General features: G+C 45.1%; 15 protein-coding genes and 1 pseudogene. 2 read left to right on the top strand and 14 right to left on the bottom strand.

Annotated features, from left to right (window positions below):
• Positions 1-470: 470 nt before the first annotated feature.
• The 4 genes from M3212_RS05055 to M3212_RS05040 all read right to left on the bottom strand — a co-directional run bounded on the left by M3212_RS05055 (position 471) and on the right by M3212_RS05040 (position 7,324).
• Complete coding sequence (locus M3212_RS05055) at positions 471-869, bottom strand: putative toxin-antitoxin system toxin component, PIN family (protein ID WP_251192863.1); 399 nt, start codon at positions 867-869, stop codon at positions 471-473.
• Complete coding sequence (locus M3212_RS05050; protein WP_251192862.1) at positions 853-1,128, bottom strand: AbrB/MazE/SpoVT family DNA-binding domain-containing protein; 276 nt, start codon at positions 1,126-1,128, stop codon at positions 853-855. Before M3212_RS05050 ends, M3212_RS05055 begins: the two co-directional genes overlap by 17 nt.
• 187 nt (positions 1,129-1,315) lie before the next feature.
• Positions 1,316-3,607: a hypothetical protein gene (locus M3212_RS05045; RefSeq protein WP_251192861.1), complete on the bottom strand. Its 2,292-nt coding sequence runs from the start codon at positions 3,605-3,607 to the stop codon at positions 1,316-1,318.
• Between the two features lie 252 nt (positions 3,608-3,859).
• Complete coding sequence (locus M3212_RS05040; RefSeq protein WP_251192860.1) at positions 3,860-7,324, bottom strand: S-layer homology domain-containing protein; 3,465 nt, start codon at positions 7,322-7,324, stop codon at positions 3,860-3,862.
• Positions 7,325-7,989: 665 nt separating this feature from the next.
• Between M3212_RS05040 and M3212_RS05035 the strand changes: the two genes are divergently transcribed.
• Complete coding sequence (locus M3212_RS05035; protein WP_251192859.1) at positions 7,990-9,024, top strand: C40 family peptidase; 1,035 nt, start codon at positions 7,990-7,992, stop codon at positions 9,022-9,024.
• Positions 9,025-9,300: 276 nt separating this feature from the next.
• Here the strand turns inward: M3212_RS05035 and tnpB are convergent, their stop codons facing one another.
• On the bottom strand, positions 9,301-10,476 hold the full coding sequence (tnpB, locus tag M3212_RS05030; protein WP_251192858.1) for an IS200/IS605 family element RNA-guided endonuclease TnpB: 1,176 nt from the start codon (positions 10,474-10,476) through the stop codon (positions 9,301-9,303).
• A gap of 116 nt (positions 10,477-10,592) precedes the next feature.
• On the opposite strand from tnpB, the gene M3212_RS05025 reads away from it, so the two are divergent.
• A complete protein-coding gene (locus M3212_RS05025; RefSeq protein WP_251192857.1) occupies positions 10,593-10,904 on the top strand; it encodes a hypothetical protein in 312 nt (103 codons plus the stop codon).
• Between the two features lie 137 nt (positions 10,905-11,041).
• Here the strand turns inward: M3212_RS05025 and M3212_RS05020 are convergent, their stop codons facing one another.
• The 9 genes and pseudogenes from M3212_RS05020 to M3212_RS04980 form a co-directional block, all read right to left on the bottom strand.
• Positions 11,042-13,036 (bottom strand): S8 family peptidase, encoded by a 1,995-nt coding sequence (locus M3212_RS05020; RefSeq protein ID WP_251192856.1) that lies wholly within the window; start codon positions 13,034-13,036, stop codon positions 11,042-11,044.
• A gap of 171 nt (positions 13,037-13,207) precedes the next feature.
• Complete coding sequence (locus M3212_RS05015; protein WP_251192855.1) at positions 13,208-14,347, bottom strand: acyltransferase; 1,140 nt, start codon at positions 14,345-14,347, stop codon at positions 13,208-13,210.
• Positions 14,348-14,536: 189 nt separating this feature from the next.
• Positions 14,537-14,848, bottom strand: a complete 312-nt coding sequence (locus M3212_RS05010; protein WP_251192854.1) for a hypothetical protein — start codon at positions 14,846-14,848, stop codon at positions 14,537-14,539.
• Positions 14,814-15,752, bottom strand: a pseudogene (locus M3212_RS05005) (Rpn family recombination-promoting nuclease/putative transposase). Before M3212_RS05005 ends, M3212_RS05010 begins: the two are co-directional and overlap by 35 nt.
• 176 nt (positions 15,753-15,928) lie before the next feature.
• A complete protein-coding gene (locus tag M3212_RS05000; protein ID WP_251192853.1) occupies positions 15,929-16,663 on the bottom strand; it encodes an aspartate/glutamate racemase family protein in 735 nt (244 codons plus the stop codon).
• 3 nt (positions 16,664-16,666) lie between these two features.
• Positions 16,667-18,088 carry a cytosine permease gene (locus M3212_RS04995; RefSeq protein WP_251192852.1) on the bottom strand — a complete coding sequence of 474 codons (1,422 nt, stop codon included), beginning with the start codon at positions 18,086-18,088 and terminating at the stop codon, positions 16,667-16,669.
• Between the two features lie 18 nt (positions 18,089-18,106).
• Positions 18,107-19,450 (bottom strand): M20 family metallo-hydrolase, encoded by a 1,344-nt coding sequence (locus M3212_RS04990; RefSeq protein ID WP_251192851.1) that lies wholly within the window; start codon positions 19,448-19,450, stop codon positions 18,107-18,109.
• Positions 19,401-21,179 (bottom strand): hydantoinase B/oxoprolinase family protein, encoded by a 1,779-nt coding sequence (locus M3212_RS04985; protein ID WP_251192850.1) that lies wholly within the window; start codon positions 21,177-21,179, stop codon positions 19,401-19,403. The genes M3212_RS04990 and M3212_RS04985 overlap by 50 nt, the downstream gene beginning before the upstream one ends.
• The gene (locus M3212_RS04980; RefSeq protein WP_251192849.1) at positions 21,166-23,256 is read right to left on the bottom strand and encodes a hydantoinase/oxoprolinase family protein; all 2,091 of its coding nucleotides are present in this window, start codon (positions 23,254-23,256) and stop codon (positions 21,166-21,168) included. The genes M3212_RS04985 and M3212_RS04980 overlap by 14 nt, the downstream gene beginning before the upstream one ends.
• Positions 23,257-23,321 lie beyond the last annotated feature (65 nt).

The following is a 23,321-nucleotide window of genomic DNA, read 5'->3' as shown; positions in this document are numbered from 1 at the left end:
GGAAAAACGTATTTACACACATACAAAACAAAGAAGGTTCAAGAAGGCACCAAATGAATATTTAAACAATCTTGAAACCAAATGGTTAAGGCACAACTAAACCATTGTGTTAGTTGTGCCGTCTAAGTTTTTTTTAACTGGACTTCCATTATCCAGCTATTTAAACTCTGTGGATATACCTTCTAATGGTATATCCGTCTACTCTACAGTTGAAGTCCGAACCATCAACTTGTATTAAATTATAGGACAAAGTTTTTCTATCGTCAATATATTTCACTCCGAACGCATACGAACAAATTGTGAATTTTTTACAATATGTCTTCATCCTTTCCCCATTATGTAGATTCACCTTGGCTTTTTCCGCTAGGGATGATACGCTACTAATCTTGAAACACAAAAAGAAAGAACCGACCCCGAAAGGTCAGTTCCCCCTTTGTTGCAACACTTTGCAAGTGTTAAAAATGCACAGACTAGCTGTAGCGTTCTAAAAACTGTGTTGGTGTTAGTATCTCTGGTCTTTCTATTTCGACATCAAAAAAATCTTTATCACCTGTAATAAGAATGTCTACATCTTCAACAATAGCCATGTATAAAACTGGGTAGTCCTTACTATCTCGAATTTCAAACATGCCCTCTTCTATATTTTTTGGTGTATAAACTAATTCAAAAGGGAGTGACACTAAAAAGCGGTCTGCCAACTTAACCTTATTTGCAAACTTTCTTTTGACCACCTCAAAAAATTCATTAACTACGAACGAGGATAAAACCAATTTATGCTTTTCTGTTATGATTCTTAAAATCCCATCCATATGTGAATTCGGAAACAGGATGGCAGAAATAAGGATATTCGTATCAATCATTATTCGCATGGTTTTCTTCCCACATCTCTTTTCTGACTCCCTTAACTAAATCCACAACATCTTGCTCATCTTCTATGTTTAACCTTTCAGCTTCGTCTCTGAAACCATCTTGAATCTCACGCAAGGCAAGCATTGCTGAGTTTTCTATAATAATCTTCCCATTTTCCTCAAGGAAAACAACTTTGTCCCCATCTTTAATATTGAGTTTCTTGCGTATTTCTTTTGGGATTGTAATCTGTCCTCTTACGGTTACCTTTGCAAGTTCCATTTTCCCAACTCCTTGTTTGCATTGTAAATAAGATTTATCTTACTTTATTATATGCACATTGAAAAAATAAACTCAACCTCATTAAATAATTCTTTGACCATTTAAAAAAGAAAGAACCAACCCCGAAAGGTCAGTTCTTCCTATTATGTTGCTTAACACTTTACTAGTGTTGAGCGTTTAATTATTCTTATTGAATTGCTGCGATGGCTTTATCGATGTCAGCTTTGATGGATGCTAAAGTCTTGTAATCTACTGTTCCATTATCATCCGTTGGATAGTTAGCTTGGAAATACTCAGCAACTTCTGCTTTTTCACCAGCAGTTAGGTTATCAAAAGCATCATAACTTAATTTGTTAAGCTGTGCTATAACTTCTGTTGTAGTCTTTGCATTATTAGCGGCATCTTCTACAATCTCTTCAGCTTTAAATTCAGCAATTAAAGCCTCATATTCAGCAATAATGCCAGTTCCAGCCGTTGTTAAAGCAGTTTCTACAGCAGCTTTATCGTCATACTCTTCGTCAGTTTCATCAGCACGAGCTTCAAGTACCTTTTCTGCGATGTATAGTTTATCAACACTTGGGATATTGATATAAGATGTGATTGATAAATTATCTAATGCAGTTTTTACTTGTGAAGCAGTTGTAGCTTCATTGATTGCTTTTACAGATTTAAGTTCTTCTGCATCATCATTTACACCTTTAACTGCTTGTTGAACAGTGTCAACATCATCAGTGTCATCAATGCCTTTCAATGCATCGGCATACTCTTCTAGGAGAGCATCATCGATTGTAGACATTAAGAACTTCTCATCAGCTTCAGTATAGTGACTTGTGTAGTTAGCTAGCTGCTGTAAAGCTTTTTGGAATGCTGCTTTGTTAGTTGCACTCTTATCTCCGTCGTAATCAGTTGCTTTTTCGCCTAAATCGTTAAGAGCTTGATCTAGCGATTTATCGTTTGCTACGCTAACAATTTTTGCTTTAATACCATTTGTAGCATGGTCATGACCTACTGCTGCATCAGTAATTGTATTATCAATTAAATCATCTTTGTCTAGTTCGGCAAAATAAAATGCTTTTAAGTTAGCATTTAATTCAGAAGCTTTTAATACTGAATCCTCTGTAGCATTAGCATAAGCTACTAAAGCGTTGAATAAAGAGTTTTCAGTATTAGCTTCCGCCACTCTAAACGCTGCTTCTTTAGCTTTAGATGCTGCAATTGCATCTGCTTTAGGTGTAGTATTAGGAGTCTCGGGATCATCAGCTTCTACCCATTTTTCAATTAAAGCTGTAACTTTAGCTTGGTCAGCTGATTTTTCTGCATCAGCGTTTGCTTGATCAATAGCCGCTTCATTAGCATCATCAATGATTTCTTGGATACCATCAAAATCTACTGCATCGTACCCAGTAGCTCCTTCGCCTTCAAGGTCTAATAGCGTTACAGCAGGCGGTCCCGTAACGACTTCAGTATTCGCATAATCAGTTATCCAATCTTTATTTACTCGTTCAAAATTCGCTTCAAGTGCTGCTAATAATTGGATTTGGTTGGTTGCATCTACAACAGCTTTAACAACCGCAGCTTCGGCTGCTTTTTGTTCGTCTGATTTATTTGCCTCGTCGATAATTTTTTGTACATCTGATACCCAGACTGGGGACGGTGAAGCCCCTTCTATATCTTCTGCGTAATCAGCAATTTTATCGGCATCTAAATTTTGAATTCCTGCTTGTGTTAATAAATCGAATAACTTAACTTGGTTTTCGTTCGGAAATTTATTTGCTTCCTCAACGATATCTTCTACCAATTTCAACTCATCAAAGCTATACTCAACACCGTTAACTGCCCAAACTCCTACTAGGTCATCTTCGTCAACAGCTTCAACAAAGTCGAATTGTGCAACTGTTGCACCTTTTGCAAGATCTTGAGCAACAACTTCACGGACATTTCCTTCACTGTCTGTTACTTCAACTGTTGCATCTTCAAGAGCTTCAGCAAGTTCTGGGAATGTTACTTCAACAATTGTAGTTTCAATCGCACTTACTGCCTCAACAGTTAACCCTTCAACAATCTCTTCAAAAATTGGAGCTCCATCTTCATCAAAGTCAACGAACTCTTTATATCCATCAGTTGAAACAGCTTCAGATTCTTCCGCGATTTCTTCAAGAGACTTGTCTTGCCCTATTCCTTGTGCATAATCCACTAAACTGATATATTTATCGCCTAACTTCACACTGGCTACCGAAGGATACTCATTTCCATCTTTTAAGTATTCTAATAATGCAGCATTTCCGCCACCAATTGCAGTTGCATAATTAAGTAAGTCGACGACTACAGCTTCTTCACCTACTGTTACAGCTACGGAATCAACAGAAATTTCTGCTACTTCTTCAGCACCTGCTTGAACAGGAGCTACCAGTACTGCTGTCGTGGCTAATACAGCAGCCATGGCTGAAGCTGAAAAAACTTTATACGGAATCTTTTTCATTTGGATTTGCCTCCTGAGAATACTATTTAAGTATAAAGCTACTATTGCTTCGTGTTGTAAAATCTAGCTGTTGAAATAATAGCTCATGTTTAAAATCATTTTTACAATACATTAAAGATAATTACTTAAGGAACTTTTGAGTAAGCTTGAAATATTTAAAAACTTTTTAACCCGGTCATAAGTCACGTTGTTATTTTTGAATAAGGTGTACCTTGAAGATTTTCAAGATACACCTTCTCGAGAAAGATAATATTAGTTTACAGAAGCTCCCTCAAGCTCAGCTCTTGTATATCCTTGAACAGCATAGACAGCGAAACGCTCAGCTGCTGCTTCATATGCTAGAACAATTGGATCCTTACCGTCTACTGAAAGAGTAAGAGTATCTCCTTCTTCAGGTGTAGAATCTAATTCTGAAGCAGCCACAAATACATTGAATACTCCAGGGATTACATCTTGAACTTCCACTGTCACTTCATCTTCACCTGCTTCTTCAACTGTGAATCCAACAGAATCAAGCTCTTCACCATCAAGTGATACTGTAACAGTATACTCTCCAGCTCCAATGCCATCTTCTACGTTAAGAGTTACAGTTTCTTCTCCATTACTAGATACTGTTTCATCAGCATCAGCTACAGTGGCACCGTCAGCATCAGTGATTTCGAAGTTAAGTTCTACTTCTTCATCTAGATCAGACACTGTGTACGTTACGTTTACTGATGTATCACCAAGTTCAACAGTTGGAGCAGTAAGATCAACTGATAGGTTCTCGTTTACTTCTTCATCTTCGTTATCGTCTGTAGCATTCACAATAACAAAGAACTTCGCGAAACGAGTGTTGTCTCCATCTTCATCGTAATCAAGGATAACTAGTACTTCTTCGTTATCATCAAGGTTACGAAGGTCCGATAGACGCTTCACTTCAACGTTAGAACCAGTATTGTCAAGAACGTAACCGTCTGAAACTAGTTCATAAGTTCCGCCTGTACCTGTGATTGTACGGTTAGCTGCAGAAACATCTGTAATATTTGTTACACGTGCAGTATCAGCAGCAACAATTTCAGTTACTAATCCGTTACTGTTTTGTGCAAAGTAGACAGCGTCGCCACGGCCTAAGCGTGAAATACCGTTAATCTCAGAATCAAGGATTTCATCCGCACGGAATGTTTGACGCTCTCCATCGATATAAGCATCGAAGCGAACGATTTCTCCATCTGTGTTACGAAGTACGCTTCTGATTAATGCAGGAGTATCTGCATCTTCACTATCAACATCAGAATCAACAATTACTAAGTAAGTAACATTGTCTCTGTCGTTATAGTAAACAAGCGCTTCATGGATTTCATCAGCTGAAGTTTCATCTTTGTATTCAGCCCAAGTAGAAACTTCAACATCGCCTGTGCTGATGCTCTTATCATCATCCCAGTCATGATCAGTTGCATCGAATACAACAGCGTTGTTTTGGATGCGTTTTCCGTTGAAGAAGTTGTCTTTGCCGATTTCAAATACACCCTCGAATCCAATGAAACCATCGCCATCGAATCCATCAGTGTAGAATTCAAATTTTGTTACATTATCATTGTTGTCAAGGTGAACTCGGATTAGTTGACCTCTTTGACCAACTTCAGAGAAATCAACGATTTGCGCTCCACCTTCAACGCGAATACCACTAGCTCCACCAGCAGCATTAGCGTCAATCAATTCAAGGTCTTCGCCATCATAAGCTTCACCGTCTACGATGATTTCATCTAAAGAATCTAGACGTACATCATAAACATTAGCTTCGCCATTTTGGCTTAAGACAGATACTTCTAAGCGATCACGAGTTGCTTGGCTATAACCAACTACGTCATCAAGAAGCAATGAACCTAGACGGTTACGGTTAAGTTCTCCTAGTTCTCCAGCAACAAATACAAGGTTACTATCACGATCTAAGAATACTGTAACATCACCCGCATCTTGGAAACGCTCAATAACGTCAGAAGCGTCAGAACCAGTACCAAGTACTTCTACATCGCCATCTTCATCGATGTAACGAACTTCCCACTCACGATCTCCAGCATAATCATAAAGCTTACCGTCAACTTCGAACTTATCTTCGAAGATACCAGTGATTTCACCAGATACAGTACGAGTGAATACTTCTGCATAACCTTCATCATCGTTTTCTGGATCATCATTGAAGAATACAACATCGTTTTGCTCGATGTCATCAATTGAAATTGTTTCTCCGTCTTTAACGATGATGTAGTCTTCTAAATCAACGTCGATGTATCCGTCATATCCGAATACTTCAGTACCATCGATTTCGTCGACAACAACGTAATCAGCCCAGTTGTAGGCATTCACGTAAACAACGTCGCCGCTTCCGTCTAATACGACTTTAGCATAGTCATAGTATTCATCTAGATCTTCAACATCAGCACGATCTCCGTTGATGCGAACGATAGCGTCATCAGAGAAATCAAACTCATCGTCTAGATCAAGAAGTTCAATCTCATCACCATTCACTTCTACAGCATCATAGTGAACTGTTTCGTCTTTCACTTCAATGTTCACAACTTCATCTTCAGTGTTATACCAAACACGAATGTCACGACCAAGAACATACTCTAAATCAATATCCGCATCTGCAACTTCAAGATTAAGATTGCTAACGTGATATCTCTCGTTAGATGTAGAAGTAGTTTCAGAATCAATTAGCAGTTTGCCTTCTTCATTATCGACATCGATAACACGAGCTTCTGCATATTGTGGTCTTTCAAAATTATACGTGTATGTTTCTCCGCCATGCGTAACTGCAAAGCGATATGTTTCACCACGCTCAAGGATCGGGCGATCGATATCATTCTCAAAGAATGTAACTGTAAGAACGCGACGGTCGTTAGAAAGATCAACTTCCTGAATCCCAATACGTTCGCCAGTTCTTGCATTTGTAACATTTACGTCATTACGAGTAATGTTACTATTTGCAGGAACAGAGAATGTTACTTCAGCAAAACGGCCTTCTTCAGTCAACGCTTCAACATTGGTAATCGCAAACTCAACTGGAGTTTCGCCGCCTGGCACAGGAATGCGTACTTCAGGAACTTCTGCACGGTGTACGAATACAGGAGTTTGAGCACGAGTTACGTTGCCGTTTGGCTGGAATTGACCAGCGCGAACGCCTTCAACGATTCCAAGGCTAGCAAGAGTTGTGATGTACTCAGCACCCCAGCCAGTGTTGTCAGTGAAATCGATGTTTACTGTCTCGTCTTCTTGAAGATCATAAGCAGTTACAATCATCTTCGCCATCTCTTGACGAGTGATTGTGCGGTTAGGACGGAAAGTTCCATCAGTGTAACCGTCGATTACGCCAGGAGCTTGTTCTTGGATTGCTGCGATGTAAGCAGAACCCCAGTGGTTCGCAGCATCAGAGAAGTTAGTGCTTGCTGAAGAATCAACATCTAAACCAAGCGTGATCGCAAGGATCTTTGCTGCCTCAGCACGAGTGATGCTTGCATTCGGATCGAAAGTGCCGTCAGGACGACCTTCAATTGCTCCCTTTTCCACTAGATAGGCGATTGAATCTGAAGCCCAGTGGTTTGTAGCTACGTCAGGAAATGACGTTGGTGTGTCAGCGGAAACTGACGGAATTACAGGCGCAGCAACTGTAGCTACCATTGCAGCTGTTACAGATGTTGCTAAGAACTTGCGATAAGACTTAGGTTGATAAGCCATGTGGGTAAATCCTCCTTTGAATTATGTACATTAAATGTACGTATTTCTACTAATTGTCAAAGAGTTGCTACTATCAGATGTTGTAATGTCGAACCATGTTGTAAGTACGTTGATAGTAAATCGCAACGCTTGGTGAGTCACTTGCAAAAGAAACTCGGATAGCTTAGCTCTCCAACATTAGTAAAACGCGGGTAGAATGCTTGCAAGAATAGTATAATTACCAATCCTAGTAATGTCAACCACTATGTAAAAGTTGTAGGAAAGAAAGTCAACATTTCTCAAGTGTTTTCATATTTAGGAAAGGTAGTTATTTTTTATTCTACATGATGTTACATAAAATTCAATAGTTTTCTTCCAATTCGATATTAGTACATATTTCCATAGATTTCTCCCATCGATACCGGTTTTCTTCTATATAATTGTGAGTAAAGTCGGAGCAAGTCTATTGGATTGTTACAGACTATATTACGACTTTGTTATCAACTTGTAACATTACTTTCTCTTATATTGTGGTAGACTAAATCTCGTACTTACCCAAGATTATGTCGAATTAAACATAATTTTCATAGATTTAGTAAAAAATGTTCATATTTTTTGCTATGACGCAGTGTAGCACGAGCTTCATTGCCTACCTCAAATTTTTACATAGTAAGAGGAGTGTATGTATGTTACGAAAGTTGATCCCGGTAGTCGTTTTCGCTTTGCTATTTACAGCGGTAGTTCAGGTGCAAATGGCGGAAGCAAGTGTGAGGGACGATATCGTCACCTCGGCAAAGAAACAGATCGGTGTCCCTTACAGGTACGGCGGCACTACTCCAAGTGGCTTTGATTGCTCTGGCTTCATTAATTACGTCTTGAAGGAATTTGGCATCTCTGTTCCCCGAACAGCCGCTCAAATGTACAATCAAGGCACAGCTGTTTCCAAGGCAAACCTGCAAAAAGGGGACCTCGTCTTCTTTAGAACCGTAAGCTCTGGCGCTTCCCACGCAGGAATATATGTCGGAAACAACCAATTTATTCACGCTTCTTCCTCTAAGGGTGTGATGATTTCCTCCATTAACGATCCTTATTACTGGGGACCTCGTTACTTAGGAGCGAAGCGGATCCTTCCGGAAGAGAAAGCTGAAGTTCAAGCAACAGCCGAGAAAAAAGAGCCGGCACGCGTGCTTGGCGAGGGCGAGTACCATGATGTCCTTCCAACACACTGGGCATTCGGTGAGATTAAAGAATTATCGGTTTCAAATATGATCGCCGGTCTAGGCGATAACCAGTTTGGACCGAACGACAAGCTGACTCGTGCACAAATTGCCGCGTTGATTACACGCGCAACTGGTTTAGAAACAGACAGCGGGTTAAACGGTTTCCGTGATGTACCGGAAAACCATTGGGCAGCCCGGGCGATCGCCGCCACGGACAGAGCTGGCTACTTCTCCTACATAGAAGGAGATACGTTCAATCCGAACGAACCAGTAACACGCGAAGAAATCGCCTTTCTCTTTACAAAAGCTTTCAACCTACCAGTAGAAGAAACGGTATCTGCCTCATTTAACGACGTTGACGATCAAAGCTGGGCTTTCGCCGAGATTCATGCTTTACAGGCGAGCGGGATCGTCCAAGGCTTTGAAGATGGGACATACCGTCCAACCAATCACGTCACACGCGCTGAATTTGCAAAAATCCTTCATACTGCATTGAACTAATGAAAAGCGGCAGGGCCGCTTTTTTTGTTGTCTTCTTTCAGGCCAGGTCTCAAAGGACGTTTTTTACTGGCTCCCTCAGGCGCAGCTCTCTTTCACCTCCAGACATGTTATGATTCAATTGGATAGCCATCCAATCACTCGCTGTGATGGATGTCCTTACCTATAAGACGAAAATACGCCCATTCAGGTTTCAGCTTATGTGAGAAAAATTGAACTACCACTAGGCTAAAGCCGTAGTGGATTCCTAAGTACAGAGTTCTATCGAACTCTAATTGATTAGGCTAGCCCCGTTGCTCCAACGGTTAGAAGTCTTAATGCTTCATTTTTAAGATTCAAACTTGCGTTAATATCTCTATCGTGACGTGTACCACAAGAAGGACATTCCCATTCACGCAATCCGAGATTTTTAACGTCTTTGTTTTGATAACCACAGCACGAACAAAGCTGACTGGATGGAAAGTTTTTTGCAACAGTGACGACTTGTTTTCCATACCATTTTGCTTTGTATTCAATCATGGTTTTGAATTGTGACCACGATACTTCACTGATAGCTTTGGCAAGATTATGATTCTTTAACATGTTCGATACTGACAAATCTTCCATCCCGATTATGTCGTGGTTTTTGACAATATGAATAGATATTTTGTCCAAGTAATCTTTTCTTGTGTTCGCTATCTTTTCATGAATACGAGCTACTTTAATTTTAGCTTTGTACCAGTTCGCACTGCCAATCTTTCGTCTACTCATGACTCTTTGTGCTTTCGCTAGTTTTTCTTCTAACGTGCGGAAGAATTTAGGATTAGCATAAGTCATACCATCTGAAAGAATGGCAAAATCTTTAAGACCAACGTCAATTCCGACAGCAGAATCTGTTTTTGGTAGTTCTTTCACTTCTACTTCTGTTCCGATTGAAACAAAGTATTTTCCTGATGGATTTCGTCTAATGGTTGCATTTAGAATTTTCCCTTCTACTTCACGACTTTTAGCAAAGCGAACTAATCCAAGTTTAGGTAGTTTGATGTGATTGTCTATGACTGCAATATTCCCATTCGTATGCTTTGTGGTGTAAGACTGAACAGGATTCTTTTTCGATTTAAAACGTGGATATTTATTTTGCTTTTTGTAGTATCTATCAAAAGAATCAGCTAGATTTTCAACAGACTTTTGCAAAGCAATACTGTCTACCTCTTTTAAGAAAGTATACTGTTTCTTTAATTCTTTAACGGCTTTAACAGTTTTGTATTTGTTTAAGCACTCACCTTTCCATTTATTTACTTGAAGCTGACCGTTTTGAACCATTTCTTCAACGATGTGCCAGTAAGTGTCTTTGTTTTTCTGTTTGCCTAAAAAGAAGTTAAAGACGAACCTTGCAGAGCCGATAGTCTTATTGATTAATTCAATTTGTTTCTTATTAGGATAGATACGGAATTTGTACGATTTATTAACTAACATTGTATTTCACCTCCTATTAGTATATATAAACAATTAGAATTGGATACTCTATTTTAGAACAATTAAACACTCAATCTCTTTATCGTGGAGAACAGTTTAGTGTTTCGACTTGCGAAATGCATCCTAAAAATAAAATGATTGGTATTGAGCTAGTTGATTTAATTTTAGGAGTAATAAGATCCATTATTCAAAATGTCATTATTCCAAGCGATATCTCCGAAGAAGAACTCAAGCGGGCGAAATTGAAGAAAAAGAAGGCAAAGAATGACCTGGTCATTCAATTACTAAAAATTGAAAAGTTCACACACTTTCTTTCTACTATCAAATATTATGAATGGAATAGCAATAAAGAACTGGCTGAAGTTGACTTTGAAGATTATTTACGCATATTTATGGCGTCGCATTTTAGAGAATTTCATGAAAAGTAATAGTAATTCCCCCGTCAACTTCGCTCACTAATAGCACGTATAGTCCCCTTCACCGTTAAAAAGAGAGGCTGGAACAAAAGGTTGTTTTTACCTTTTTCCCAGCCTCTAAGCAAGTTTTGTCTCAAGCTCCTTCTTCTTTATGCGGCGTCTTCTTCCTCCGCTTCTTCCGTTTCTTCTCCTGCTTCGTCGTCTCCGTAGTGGAGTGCTCTTGAGAGGAAGACGGCGAATTCGGCGCGAGTGACGGCTGTCCGTGGCTGGAAGTTGCCGTCCGGACGTCCGAATGCGACGTCGGCGCCGGCAACAACGGCGATGTCTTCAGCGGCGAAGTAGCGCGGCGGAACATCCGGGAAGATGACGCGGGAGTCCGGCGCGAACTCGAAGGAACGGTTCAGAATGACGGCGACCTCGCCGCGCGGTATCGCGGTGTGCGGGCGGAACGAGCCGTCACTGTAGCCTTGGAAGATTTCCTGATCGACCATTGTTTGAATGTAGTCGGCGGCGTAGCTTTGCCGGCGGACATCGAGAAACTCTCCGACATACGGGCTTGTTTCAAGCTGCAAGGCGCGGGTCATCATGACGGCCGCCTCCCCGCGCGTAATCGTCTGGGACGGGCGGAATGTATCGTCCGGATAGCCTTGAATGATTTCCTGATTAACTAATTCGTAAATCGCCTCGGCGTACCATTCATCGTCCTGCACATCTGTAAAGGAAGGCATATCGGTCTCTTCATCTTGGTTTCGGACGGAAATCGTAACATCGAGCGACTTTTCTGATTCTTTGCGATCCTTGCTGACAGCGGTGATCGCGTATGTGTAGCTTCCTTCTTCAACTTCATCGACGTACCGGTTCGTAGTTGCCGAGACTTTATCAAGCAGCTCGCCGTTGCGGTAAATATGAAATTTCGTTGCTTCCACTCCGCTGCTCGCGCCGCCCCAAGTGATTTCCAGCTGGAAGCGCTCATTTTCTTCCCAGTCGAGCTGGACCACTTGCAGATTCTCAGGTGGGAGCGGTCGTCCGGTCTTGGCGCGCAACGTCGGCGGCAGTTCAATTCTGCCGTAGCCGTATAAGCGGTCACGTCCAGGCTCACCGAGATCGACGGTTTGCTTATGGAGCATCCCTCTCAGCTTGTCGTTGGTCGCTTCAGGATAGGCCTGTTTTAACAGAGCGAGATGCCCGGCGACATGCGGCGCCGCCATCGAAGTGCCGTTGACCTCAACATATCCGCCGTCCGTGTATGTGCTGCGGATCCCGACTCCCGGAGCGCTCACTTCCACTTCATCTCCTGTTGCGGAGAAGGAGGCGCGATGATCCTGATGATCGACCGCGGCAACAGCAATCACACTATCATAGGCTGCCGGATAATCGACTGTATTTCCAGTACCGTCCGCGTTTCCTTTGTTTCCGGCGGCGGCGATGATCAACGCGCCCGCCTCATAAGCCTGGTCAAGCGCATTTTTTAAGGCGGTTGAGGCGCTGCGGCCTCCCATGCTGACATTGATAATGTCAACCTCTTCCTCCAGTGCCCATTGAATCGCCTTGACGACATCCGAGGTGTAGCCGTCGCCATTTTCATCAAGTACCTTGCCGACGTAAATCGACGCTTCATGGGCAACGCCGACGATTCCTCTGTTATTGTTGCGGGCGGCGATGATTCCGGCAACATGTGTCCCATGCCCATTGTCATCGGCAAAGGAATCGGTATAACTGACAAAGGATTTCCCTTTCGTAATCCGGAGATCCTCGTGATCAGCATGAACACCGGAATCAAGAATCGCGATCTTTACTCCTTTGCCTGTCAACCCGTTTGCCCATACAGCAGGCGCACCGATGACCTCCACTCCCCAATCTACGATCTGACTGCTGACAGTGAAAGTCTCATCTTTTTCAACATAAGCAATCTGTCCGGACGCGCGCAGCTGCTCCGCCGCAGCCGGCGTCATGTCGAGTGCGACAGCCTCGATGTCCTCAAGGTATTGATGGACCTCAATCGCCACATCGTCAATCAATTCATGATCAATTTGCTCTGTAAACCCTACGATATAACGGTGACTCTCCTCCGCTGCTGCCGGGTATGCGACGAGCGCAGTAAGCAGCAGGACGAGAACCGCGCGCAACCATATCCGATTTGTCATTCGGCTTCTCACTCCCGTTTCTCTCTATTTGTTATAAGGATATACCCTATGTTCTGTGACATTTTTGCCGTTGATTCCTTTAATCGCAGCCTGAAGAGGATCATTCCCCCTCCTCTCCGGGCTTCGTAAGCTGCAGTTTTGTTACATCTGTTGTTAATGGTCGTCCTTGTATTAAGGAGTACTGCTTTTTTGAATTTGTCGCTGATTTTTTCGCGGTCTTGCCCCGAAGATCATCCAGCCCCATTTGACCTTATACAACACAAGGTAGACGACAATTCCCGAGATAATAAGCGCTCCGAGGAAGCTTCCGGCAATAAAAAGATGGTAGTACAGCATATTGCCGCCCGGATCGACAAAGTCACGGAAATAAAACAGATAAAGCGGATGGATTAAGTAGATTCCGAAAGACAAATAACCGATCAGCATCACCGGCTTCAGCAGCCATTGCGGCGCCCGCTTGACGATATACACGGAGACGTACAATAACAGCGCCGCTGTAAAAATCGTATGCATATTCCACGCCAATGTGTAAAGCCGCGAATCAAAGCTTGCTCCCCAGACACGCGTCGCATGCCACATGTAAATGTGAATCCCGACGGCCGCAACCCAGGCCGCGGTCAGCAACGCCAGCCAGAAGCGCCTTGACTTAAGCCATGCTTTAATTTCCATATAGTAAATGCCGATAAAGGCTCCTGTTAAATAGTAGGACATATAGGAAAGTGAAATACTGCCCGTATTTGGATACTGCCAGACAAGATTATTGTAGATCACATACGCCCACTGAATGAGAAATCCGAGCCATATCAAATGCTTCGTTGCCGACGGCCACTTTTTCAACAGCACGAGCATCAGCGGAAACATCAGGTAAAATTGAATGCTGATAAAGACAAAGTAAAGATGCGTATAGGCATTTCCGAGCATCAGCTGCTCGGAAAACGTCGCCCAGAAATCAGCGAAGCTTTCATAGTTTTGAAAATAATCCGAGCGTATGCCGTTATACAGCACGGAAAAGATTAAATAAGGCAATAAAATATACAACAGCCTGTTCGTATAAAACCGCTTCACCAGGTCTCCCGTCAATGGCCGGTGATAATAGCTGTAAAAGAGAACGAGGCTGCTCAGTAAAATAAATGTTGGCGTCCCAAAACGGGACAGTGTATTCAGCGCATTATAAAACGCAAAGGAACTCGAATCCGGCTCCAGCGTCACCACCGTGACAGAGGTTGAATGCACCATCAGCACCGCCAGAATCGCAATTGCTCGCACGACAAAGATCTCTTCCAACGGCGGCTTCTTCATGATTCTAGACATATGTATCTCCTTCTCCCCGCACATACTTACTTCCACCTTCAAGTCTATCAATCCTGCAAAGAAAATAAAAGAACGAATCTTTCCTAGGAAAATAGGACGAAAGATCCGTTTATAGGGTTAGAGTTATGAGAGGATCATGTCTGCTTGAGAGACTTCTTTATGTTTTCCAGCGAAGACGGTTTTAGGAGTTTATGAAATCAGCTTTCGCATTTCTTCTTCATCTAGACCCGTTACTTCCTTGATTAGGTCAAGTGACAGCTCCTGCTCAAGCATTTTCTTCGCCAGCATTTTTGCAGCTTCTTTTTTACCTTTTTCTCTCCCTTCTTCCAATCCTTGTTTCCGCGCTTCCTTGATCCTTAGCTCCGCTTCAACAATCATTGATTGCTCGTCGAGTATGTGCTTCAGTCGTGCCATATAGGCAATCTTTTCGTCATCTGTCGCCGTGAGCTGCCACTCGATGATTTCATCAATCTTCTTGTAACCTGTCGATTTCTTCTTCATCTAGACCCGTCACTTCCTTGATCAAGTCATGTGGTAGATTTTTTTGTAACATTTTCTTCGCCGTCTGCTTTACTCCTTTTTCTATTCCCTTTTCCATCCCTTGTTCTATTCCCTTTTCCATCCCTTCTTCCAATCCTTGTTCCCGCGCTTCTTTTTCCCTTAATTCCGCTTCAATGATCATCGCCTCTTCGTCAAGCACTCGTTTCAGGCGAGCTTCATAGGCATCGACCTCTTCCTCGGTCGCGCTTAGCTGCTCCCAGCCTTGAAAGGCTGATTTCAGCACCTCATCTTTCATCGCAATCTCCTCCAATTCTTTATAAATCCCTTCATACAAGACACCATTTCGGTGATCGACGATACCAAGCAACATCATCCAACGTGCCAAAATGTCATTCCAGGGATCGAGCTTCTCTTCCTTCCAATCGCGTATTAGCTTCGGCATTTCCAAAAAATGAAACTCCATGGCATCTGTTAATTGGAAATACTCATGGTCCTCTCAGAGATGATATGAAGTGTGGAAGCGTTCTGTTTGTGAAAAGAGGTGATAGTTCAAAATATTAATCGCAATTACCGGATGCAACTCCTTATAGCCCATTCCTTTTTTCAACGGTTTCCAATACAAATAGGACCAATAATAGATTGAACGCTTTACCATGTCATACTTGTTCGTAAATTGAATCTCGATGTTAATTTTTTCGTCAGTATTCGTTATTGCTAAAATATCGAACCTTGACTGTTTATCGTCTTCATTCTCGCCGCCTAATTCTATATTGCCAAATGTAACGTCCTTTAGCGGCTCTCTGCCTGTTCGCTGCAATACGGCATTCAAAAAAACAATGGTAATCTCTTTGTTTTTCTCTGTTCCAAATAACTGCTTGAAGGCGTAGTCTACTTTGAGATCCATTAATCGACTGAGCGGCACTCGTTTCAACAGCTTTGACTGCATCCTTCATCCACCTATCTGAATAGATTGCGCAGGCAAGAGATCGATCCCTATCCGATTCTTATTTTTCTGTTATTTTATCACAAAAACCCCGCTCTCCAAAAGAGAGCTTCTTTTTGGGAGCGGGGCTTACACGTTCACCGGTTGGCAAATGGCTGCAGCATTCCGGTGAACGGTTTTCGTTCTGGTGCTTTGTATGTTTTATGCTTGCTCGTCGTCTTTCCAAGGTCGACGATCGCTTCGGCGAATTTGACGGCGGCGACGACCCCGTCAATCACGGGCACACCAAGCTCGGTCTCCAGTGAATCGGCAAAGTCGGCCATGCCGGCGCAGCCGAGCAAAATGGCTTCGGCATCGTCCTCTTCCAACGCCCGCCGTCCTTCCTGCCTGAGCATTTCAATGCCTCTTTCGGGGTCGCGCTCAAAGTCAAGAACACACATCGGTGTCGTACGAATTTGCAGGACGCGATGGTCCATCCCGTAGCCTGAAACCAATTCCTCGAGCATCGTCTTAATGCGGGGTAGGACGGTGACGATCGAGAAGCGGGCGGCGAGCATCGACGCCATATATAAGGATGCCTCCGCAATGCCGATTACCGGGGCATGGGTTACTTCACGGGCGGCTTGCAGGCCGGGATCGCCGTAGCAGGCGATCACATACGCGTCGACCCCTTGACGTTCTCCTTTTCTTACTTCGTCAAGCACGCCGGCAATGCTTAAATATTCATCATAAAAGGATTCAATAGAAGCCGGCCCCATCTCCGGACTTACCGCAATGATTTCCGTGTCGGCGCGCTTCGCACTTAACGCCGCATGTTCAATTCCCTTTGTCATTTCGAGCGTCGTATTCGGATTGATCACTTTAATCTTCATCTCTTACATAACCTCCTTTTGATTCTCTTCCTCCAATGAGTCAGTAAGCTCAATGACACCAAAGATTTCAGGCTGGTCATACTTTTTCGCGATCCAATATTTCATCAGTGGGTAATAAAGAAGATTGGAAATGAGAAAGGCTGTAATAAATCCATAGTCAGGAAAGAGAAAAACCGATAGACCCGCCGGCACGTAAGCGATTAACGCCGCCGGATTCACGTTATTCCAATAGCGGTATTGTCCGCCCGAGCGATAAAGCTCCTTGAGGTTGACCTGGCGTTTGCGCAGCAAATAATAGTCGCAGAACATGATCCCGGCGATTGGTGACAGCAAGGCCGAAATGACAATTAAAATCGCCGGGAGAAAGTCGGCAAATAGCCATGGCTGCATCAGCAATCCAATGATGCCGGCAATAATCGCCCCTTGAGCGAATGTAATTTTCTTCGGAAAGTAGTTGACGATAATATAGCCGGGAGGCAACAGATTCGCGCTAATATTCGTCGACCATTGCGCCAAAATGACGAAGACAAGACAGACGATCAAAATAAAAGGATTTCCTTCGCCAAGGACAAGCGTCATCACTTCAATCGGATTCCAGTTCCCCGTCGCCACTCCGCTCGTCATTCCGATCACGGTAAACAAAATCATCGAGGAAAGCAGACCGGCACTGTGGGCAATCGCACTGCCTTTATTCGTGTCCCACCATGAGCCGAGCTGGTTTTCCGGGCTGACCTTCAAAAAGCGGGTGAAGTCCGACGCGTTCAAGGCCATTGTAATGTAGAGACCCATAAAGACAACAATGCCATAGCCTAAAGAAAGTCCACCGTCGCCCTGCATTACAAACAGGGATGACAATGTCATATCAAAGCGGTCCATAATTAAATATTGCAAATAGAGCCCGATAAGTAAAATGCTCGGGGCAGCGAGCATTTCAAACTTCTTGATTGCTTCAATTCCCATCGCGGTATTAATGATCTGGACCGCACCGAATAAAATAATGAGCAGCATTATGTTGGAATAGCCGGTTAGCGTTACCATAATTTGATTTAAGGCAAACGCCCCCATCCACGTCTGAAAGCCGAACCAGAATATCGCCGGAATCGCCCGAACCGTTGCCGGTATATGTGTGCCTAAATAGCCAAAGCAGGCGCGAATATAAACAGCATAGGAGATGCCATATTTAATGCCGAAATCTCCAAGAAGGACAAGCAAAGCAACAACTACCAGATTTCCCAGCAGTGCGGCAACGACAATCTGAACCGGTGATAATGAAGGAAAAAGCTGCGCGGCCGTAATAAAGGTTACCAGCTGAACGGCGATGCCGATCCACAAGAGAAAAAAGCCAAACGTCGTAATGTTCCGATCCGTTTGCTTCGTAGGGAGAACGTCTCTTCCTACTAAGCTCAGTTCCTTTTCTTCCTTCATACTTGTTGCCCCTTTCAATCAATCGTTAAGATAGTGTAAGGCTGTATTCAAAAGAATCGATGTTCCCTCGGCAATATCCGCAATGTCGGCATACTCCTTAACGTTATGACTGATTCCATCCTTGCAGCGGACAAACAGCATTCCCATATCGGTGATGTAACTCATCATCATCGCATCATGGCCGGCCCCGCTGATCATCTGCGGCGCTCTGATCCCGCTGTCCATGCTTGCCCGCGCGAAAGATTCAATCACATGGCCGGCGCATTGAACCGGCTCCTGAGCCAAGTTTTCCTTCATGTCGTACTTGAGCATTCTTCTTCTGCAAACTTCGGCTATCTTTGCTCTTATTTCATCCAGGACATTCGTCCGGCGCTCGAGGTCGCTGTCGCGCAAGTCGAGCGTAAATTCAACATGAGCCGGAATCACATTGGCCCCATTCGGGAAAACGCTGACCTTCCCGACCGTCGCTACGGTTGGCGCGTCCTTCTCCTTTGTGACGATCTCCTCAAGCGCATAGATGATTTCAGCTGAAGCCATCAGTGGGTCACGGCGAAGGTTCATCGGCACCGTCCCAGCATGTCCCGCCTCACCAGTAAGCCTGATTGTCATCCAGCACGGCCCGGCGATCCCTGTCACAATACCGACAGGAACATTGGCCGCCTGCAGGTAAGGCCCCTGCTCAATATGCATTTCCAAAAAAACCTTGATTTCGGCGCTTGTGCGCTCGGCCGTCGCCAGCAGCTCCGGCTCGAGACCGAACGCCGCCAGCGCCTGCTTTCGTGAAATTCCCGCTTCATCTTCGGCATCAAGCTCACGCCGGGTGACCTTGCCGACCATCGCCCGGCTGCCAAAAAGCCCTCCTTGAAAACGCGTGCCCTCTTCGTCGCAAAAGGCAATGATTTCAAGAGGAAGAGTCGTCACTATTTCCTGCTCCGCTAAAATCTGAGCAACCTCGATTCCGCCAATTACTCCGATCGTCCCGTCGTAATTGCCGCCATTCGGCACTGTGTCGATATGGGAGCCGATGATGACAGCCGGGGCGGATTGGTTCGTCCCTTCCCGGCGTCCGATAAGATTGCCTGCCTGATCACGGCGAACCATTAAACCGGCTTCCCGCATCCATGTCTGAATCAGCTCCTGTCCTTGCCGATCCTCTTCTGTCAAAGCTTTGCGCGTCACACCTCCCCCGGCTGCTTCACCTATCTTTGCCAGCTCCTGAATTCTGTGTAAAACACGAGCCCTATCGACCCGCAGCTGTTCACGCTTTTCCACTACTGTCTCATCTCCCTGCCTGGCGATTATGCGGGACTGATTACTCGTCCCGCTTTCCATGACGAATGTCTGTTGTTTTTTCCAGATCAACCGTGAGGTCTTCACGAATGACGACGCCATATTGCTCAAGCGCCATTTCCACTGTAATCAGTTCATCAATCACATCCGTCAGCACGTCTTTCGGTTCCCGCTCAAATGGATTTCCATAGCCACCCCCGCTTGGACCGGTTAACAGCAACGTGTCTCCCTTTCTCATCATCGTGTTCGGCACCATCGACGGAAGCTGCTTTTCCCGATTCGTCCCCGGGTTTAAGGTGACGGCACCGGTATAGCCGTCGTCCCCTCCGGCAAAGCCCCACGGCGCGTGCTTATGTCCATCGGCTTCCAGTGACACACTGCCTTCCTTTAAAAACGTCACTTCTTTAATGGAGCCGACACCACCTCGCCATTTCCCGGCCGCACACGCTTCGTTGCGCAGCTCATAGCGGCTGACTCTTAACGGGTAATGGGATTCGATGTCCTCGATTGGATTATTGCGCGTGTTCGCATAAAGGGTATCGACGGCATCCATCCCGTTTAAGCCGCTCCGGCCACCATAGCTGCCTTCAACAATATCCATAAACACCCAATAGTCCTCTTCCTCAAGCCCGCTGTAGGAGACAACCTTTAAATTCCCGACACCGGCGCTGATTTGGTTCGGCACAACCTGACCAAGCGCCTTCATCAGCGTGCTGGCGACAATATTGCCCGGGCAAAAGCGGGCGATTGTCGGAGCCGGAAAGATCGGATTGCAAATCGTCCCCTTCGGCGCTGTAATTTCAATTGGCCGAATTAGGCCGGAGTTTTGCGGAATATTGCCAAACACGGTGGAATCTAGCAAGATTGAACGCAATGTTAAATAGATCGCGCAATCAACGGTGCCCTCAAACGGCATATTAATCGGCCGGTTCACTTGCGGAGAGGAGCCGGTTAAGTCGATTTTGATATCGCTCCCGCTGATCGTCACTGTGACGGCAATTTTCAAATCCTTTTTCATCGGATCATCGCTGTCTACATACCCATCGATAAAGCCCTCCGCGTAATAGGTTCCATCCGGCAGCTTTTCAATCTCGTTGCGCAGCATCGTCTCCGAATATCGCATTAAGTCCTCACTCGCCGCCAGCACCGTTTCAAGCGAGTATTTGTTGACAAGCTCGATATAGCGTTCGGCCCCGATGTTCGCTGCCGCAATTTGAGCCTCGATGTCGCCAACGACCATATCAGACGCCCGGATATTGTCCCGTAGCAAGTTCCAGATGAAACGGTTCTTTTCCCCTTTTTCATACACTTTAATCGCTTTGAACTGCAGACCCTCGGCATAAGCATCCGTCGCGTCGACGATGCCACAGCTTCCCGGTGTCAAAGCCCCGATATCCAGGTGATGGGCCGTTGTTACTGAAAAGCCGATTAATTCGCCGTTGTAAAACACGGGGACACAAATTCCGATGTCCGGTCCGTGCGACGCTCCATGATAAGTGGAATTGTGGATGATGACATCCCCAGGGTAGAACTCCTCCCCTCGCTCGTTAAAGATCGTCAGGATTCCGCGCACGTAGCCGGGAATAGGGCCCGACTGCAAAGGCGTGCTTTGCGTCGACTCACAAAGCTGCTGAATGTTCATATCGACTAAGGCGCAGCCAAAGTCCTCTGATTCACGAATGATGCTCGAATAGGACATCCTTGCCAGTTTGTGTCCCATTTCAATCGCAATGTTTTCAAGTGCCCCGCGAATGACTTGTGAGGTAATCGGATCAATCTTGAGTTGCTTAAGCTGATTCATGCGTTCCCCCTCCAATCCGGATGATGATGTTCCCGTTCCGCTCGACGAATGCCTGACAATCAGGCGGGATAATGGTCGTTGTATCCTTTTGAAACATAATCGCCGGCCCAGCAAAGCTTGCTCCGGCGGGGAGCTTTTCACGCTGATAAAAATCTGTCTCGAAGGTCGCCAGTTCGCCGTTGTGACGGAACACGACCTTGCCCGTTTTGAGCAGCGCCTTCTCTAGCGGGCGGTCCTCCGGCACGAGTGTTTTTTGTATCTTTGGCATGATTCCTTTGCCGGTCAAGCGCACGTTGACGATTTCAATCGGAATGTCCTGAAAGGAATGTCCATATTCTGCCTGATGAAGCCGGTGGAACGCCTGCCACGCCTCCTCGATGCTTCCTGCGGTTATCTCGCCCGCCGGCATTGCGACCCGTAGCTCGTAGCCTTGACCGGCATAGCGGCAATCGGCTGTCCGCTCCAGAGCGATCTTGTCTGTTTCGATGCCGTCTTCGTTCAGCTGGAGCCTGATTTGCTGCTCCATTTGCTTGAAGTCATCATTTAACTTGGCAAAGTCGATCTCATGACTGTACATAAACTCCGTTTTAATCAGGTCGTATTTCAGATCTGTCGTTAACAGGCCAGTCGCCGAGGTAATACCAGGGTGCGGCGGAATGATGACCTCCGGAATATTCAAAATCTGGGCAATTTCCACCGCATGCAACGGCCCTGCGCCGCCAAACGCGACGAGCGAAAATTCGCGCGGGTCCTGTCCCTTTTGAATGGTCTTTTCACGAATCGCATTGGCCATATTATTGTTGACGATCGTCAAAATTCCTTCGGCGGTTTCGATCAGCGACAGCTGAAGCTGCTCCGCTAATTGCCCGACAACCTTTTCCGCCTCCTGGCTGAATATTTTCATCGAGCCGCCTAAGAAGTTCTCTTCATCAAGACGACCTAATACGACATTAGCGTCTGTCACCGTCGCCCGCGTCCCGCCATGTCCGTAGCTCGCCGGGCCCGGGCGTGAGCCGGCGCTACGTGGACCGACCTTGAAGGCTCCTCCCTCATCAATGTAAGCAATGCTGCCTCCTCCCGCTCCGATCGTATGAATGTCAATCATCGGCACCATCACTGGATAGCCGGCGATCCATGTGTCGCGCGCTGAGGATTCATCAATCCCCTGCTCCGTAATAATGCCAATGTCTGCGCTCGTGCCGCCGACGTCAAAGGTAATGAGTTTCTTTTTGTCGGATAACGTACCGGACCACCAGCCACCGAGGACACCCGCCGCCGGTCCTGACAGCAGGGTGTTTACTGGTTTTTCGGAAACAGATTCTGCTGTGCCGACCCCACCATTCGAACACATAATATGTAAATCGGCGGTGAAGCCCGAATGAACGAGCCCCTTCTTCAGGTTGCTGATGTACTTCTTTACTTTCGGTCCGACGAATCCATTAATCGCCGCGGTTGTAAACCGCTCAAATTCGCGAAATTGCGGAGATACGTCAGCTGATGTCGTGACAAAGGCCTCCGGGTATTCCTCGGCGATGATTTCTTTCACCCGCTGTTCATGAGCCGAATTAATATACGAAAAGAGGAAGGAGACAATAATCGATTCCACACCCTGCTCCTTCAATTCTCGGATCGCTTCTCTTACCTCTTCTTCATTTAAAGGGATCAGCACGTCGCCTTTTGGCGGACTCATTCGTTCGCTGACAACTTTCCGATAGCGGCGCTGGACGAGTGGCCGATCCTGCCACGGGATCTCCTGCATGATCGAATAGTTTTGCGGTCTTTGATGACGGCCGATGTGGATAATATCACGAAAGCCCTTCGTCGTGATCATTCCGGTCCGCGCTCCGTCATATTCCAGAATTGCATTCGTCGCGATCGTCGTCCCATGAAAAATGTGATTGATCAAGCCTTTGGCAATGCCTTCTTTTTCACATAGCTCTTCGATTCCTTGCACGACTCCTTTGGACGGATCGTCCAGAGTCGTTGGTACTTTGTTAATGGATGTTTCTCGCTTCTCCGTGTCGGTGTACATAATATCCGTAAACGTACCGCCTACATCAACCCCAACTAAAATCAAGTTCAACACCCCTCACTTTTACTAGTTTCATGATTATCAATGCATAATCTGTGCCACATTCAGCA

This window comes from Halalkalibacter oceani, from assembly GCF_023715705.1.
GTDB classification, from domain to species: Bacteria; Bacillota; Bacilli; order Bacillales; family Bacillaceae_D; genus Halalkalibacter; species Halalkalibacter oceani_A.
This window is presented reverse-complemented; position numbering and strand designations above follow the sequence as displayed.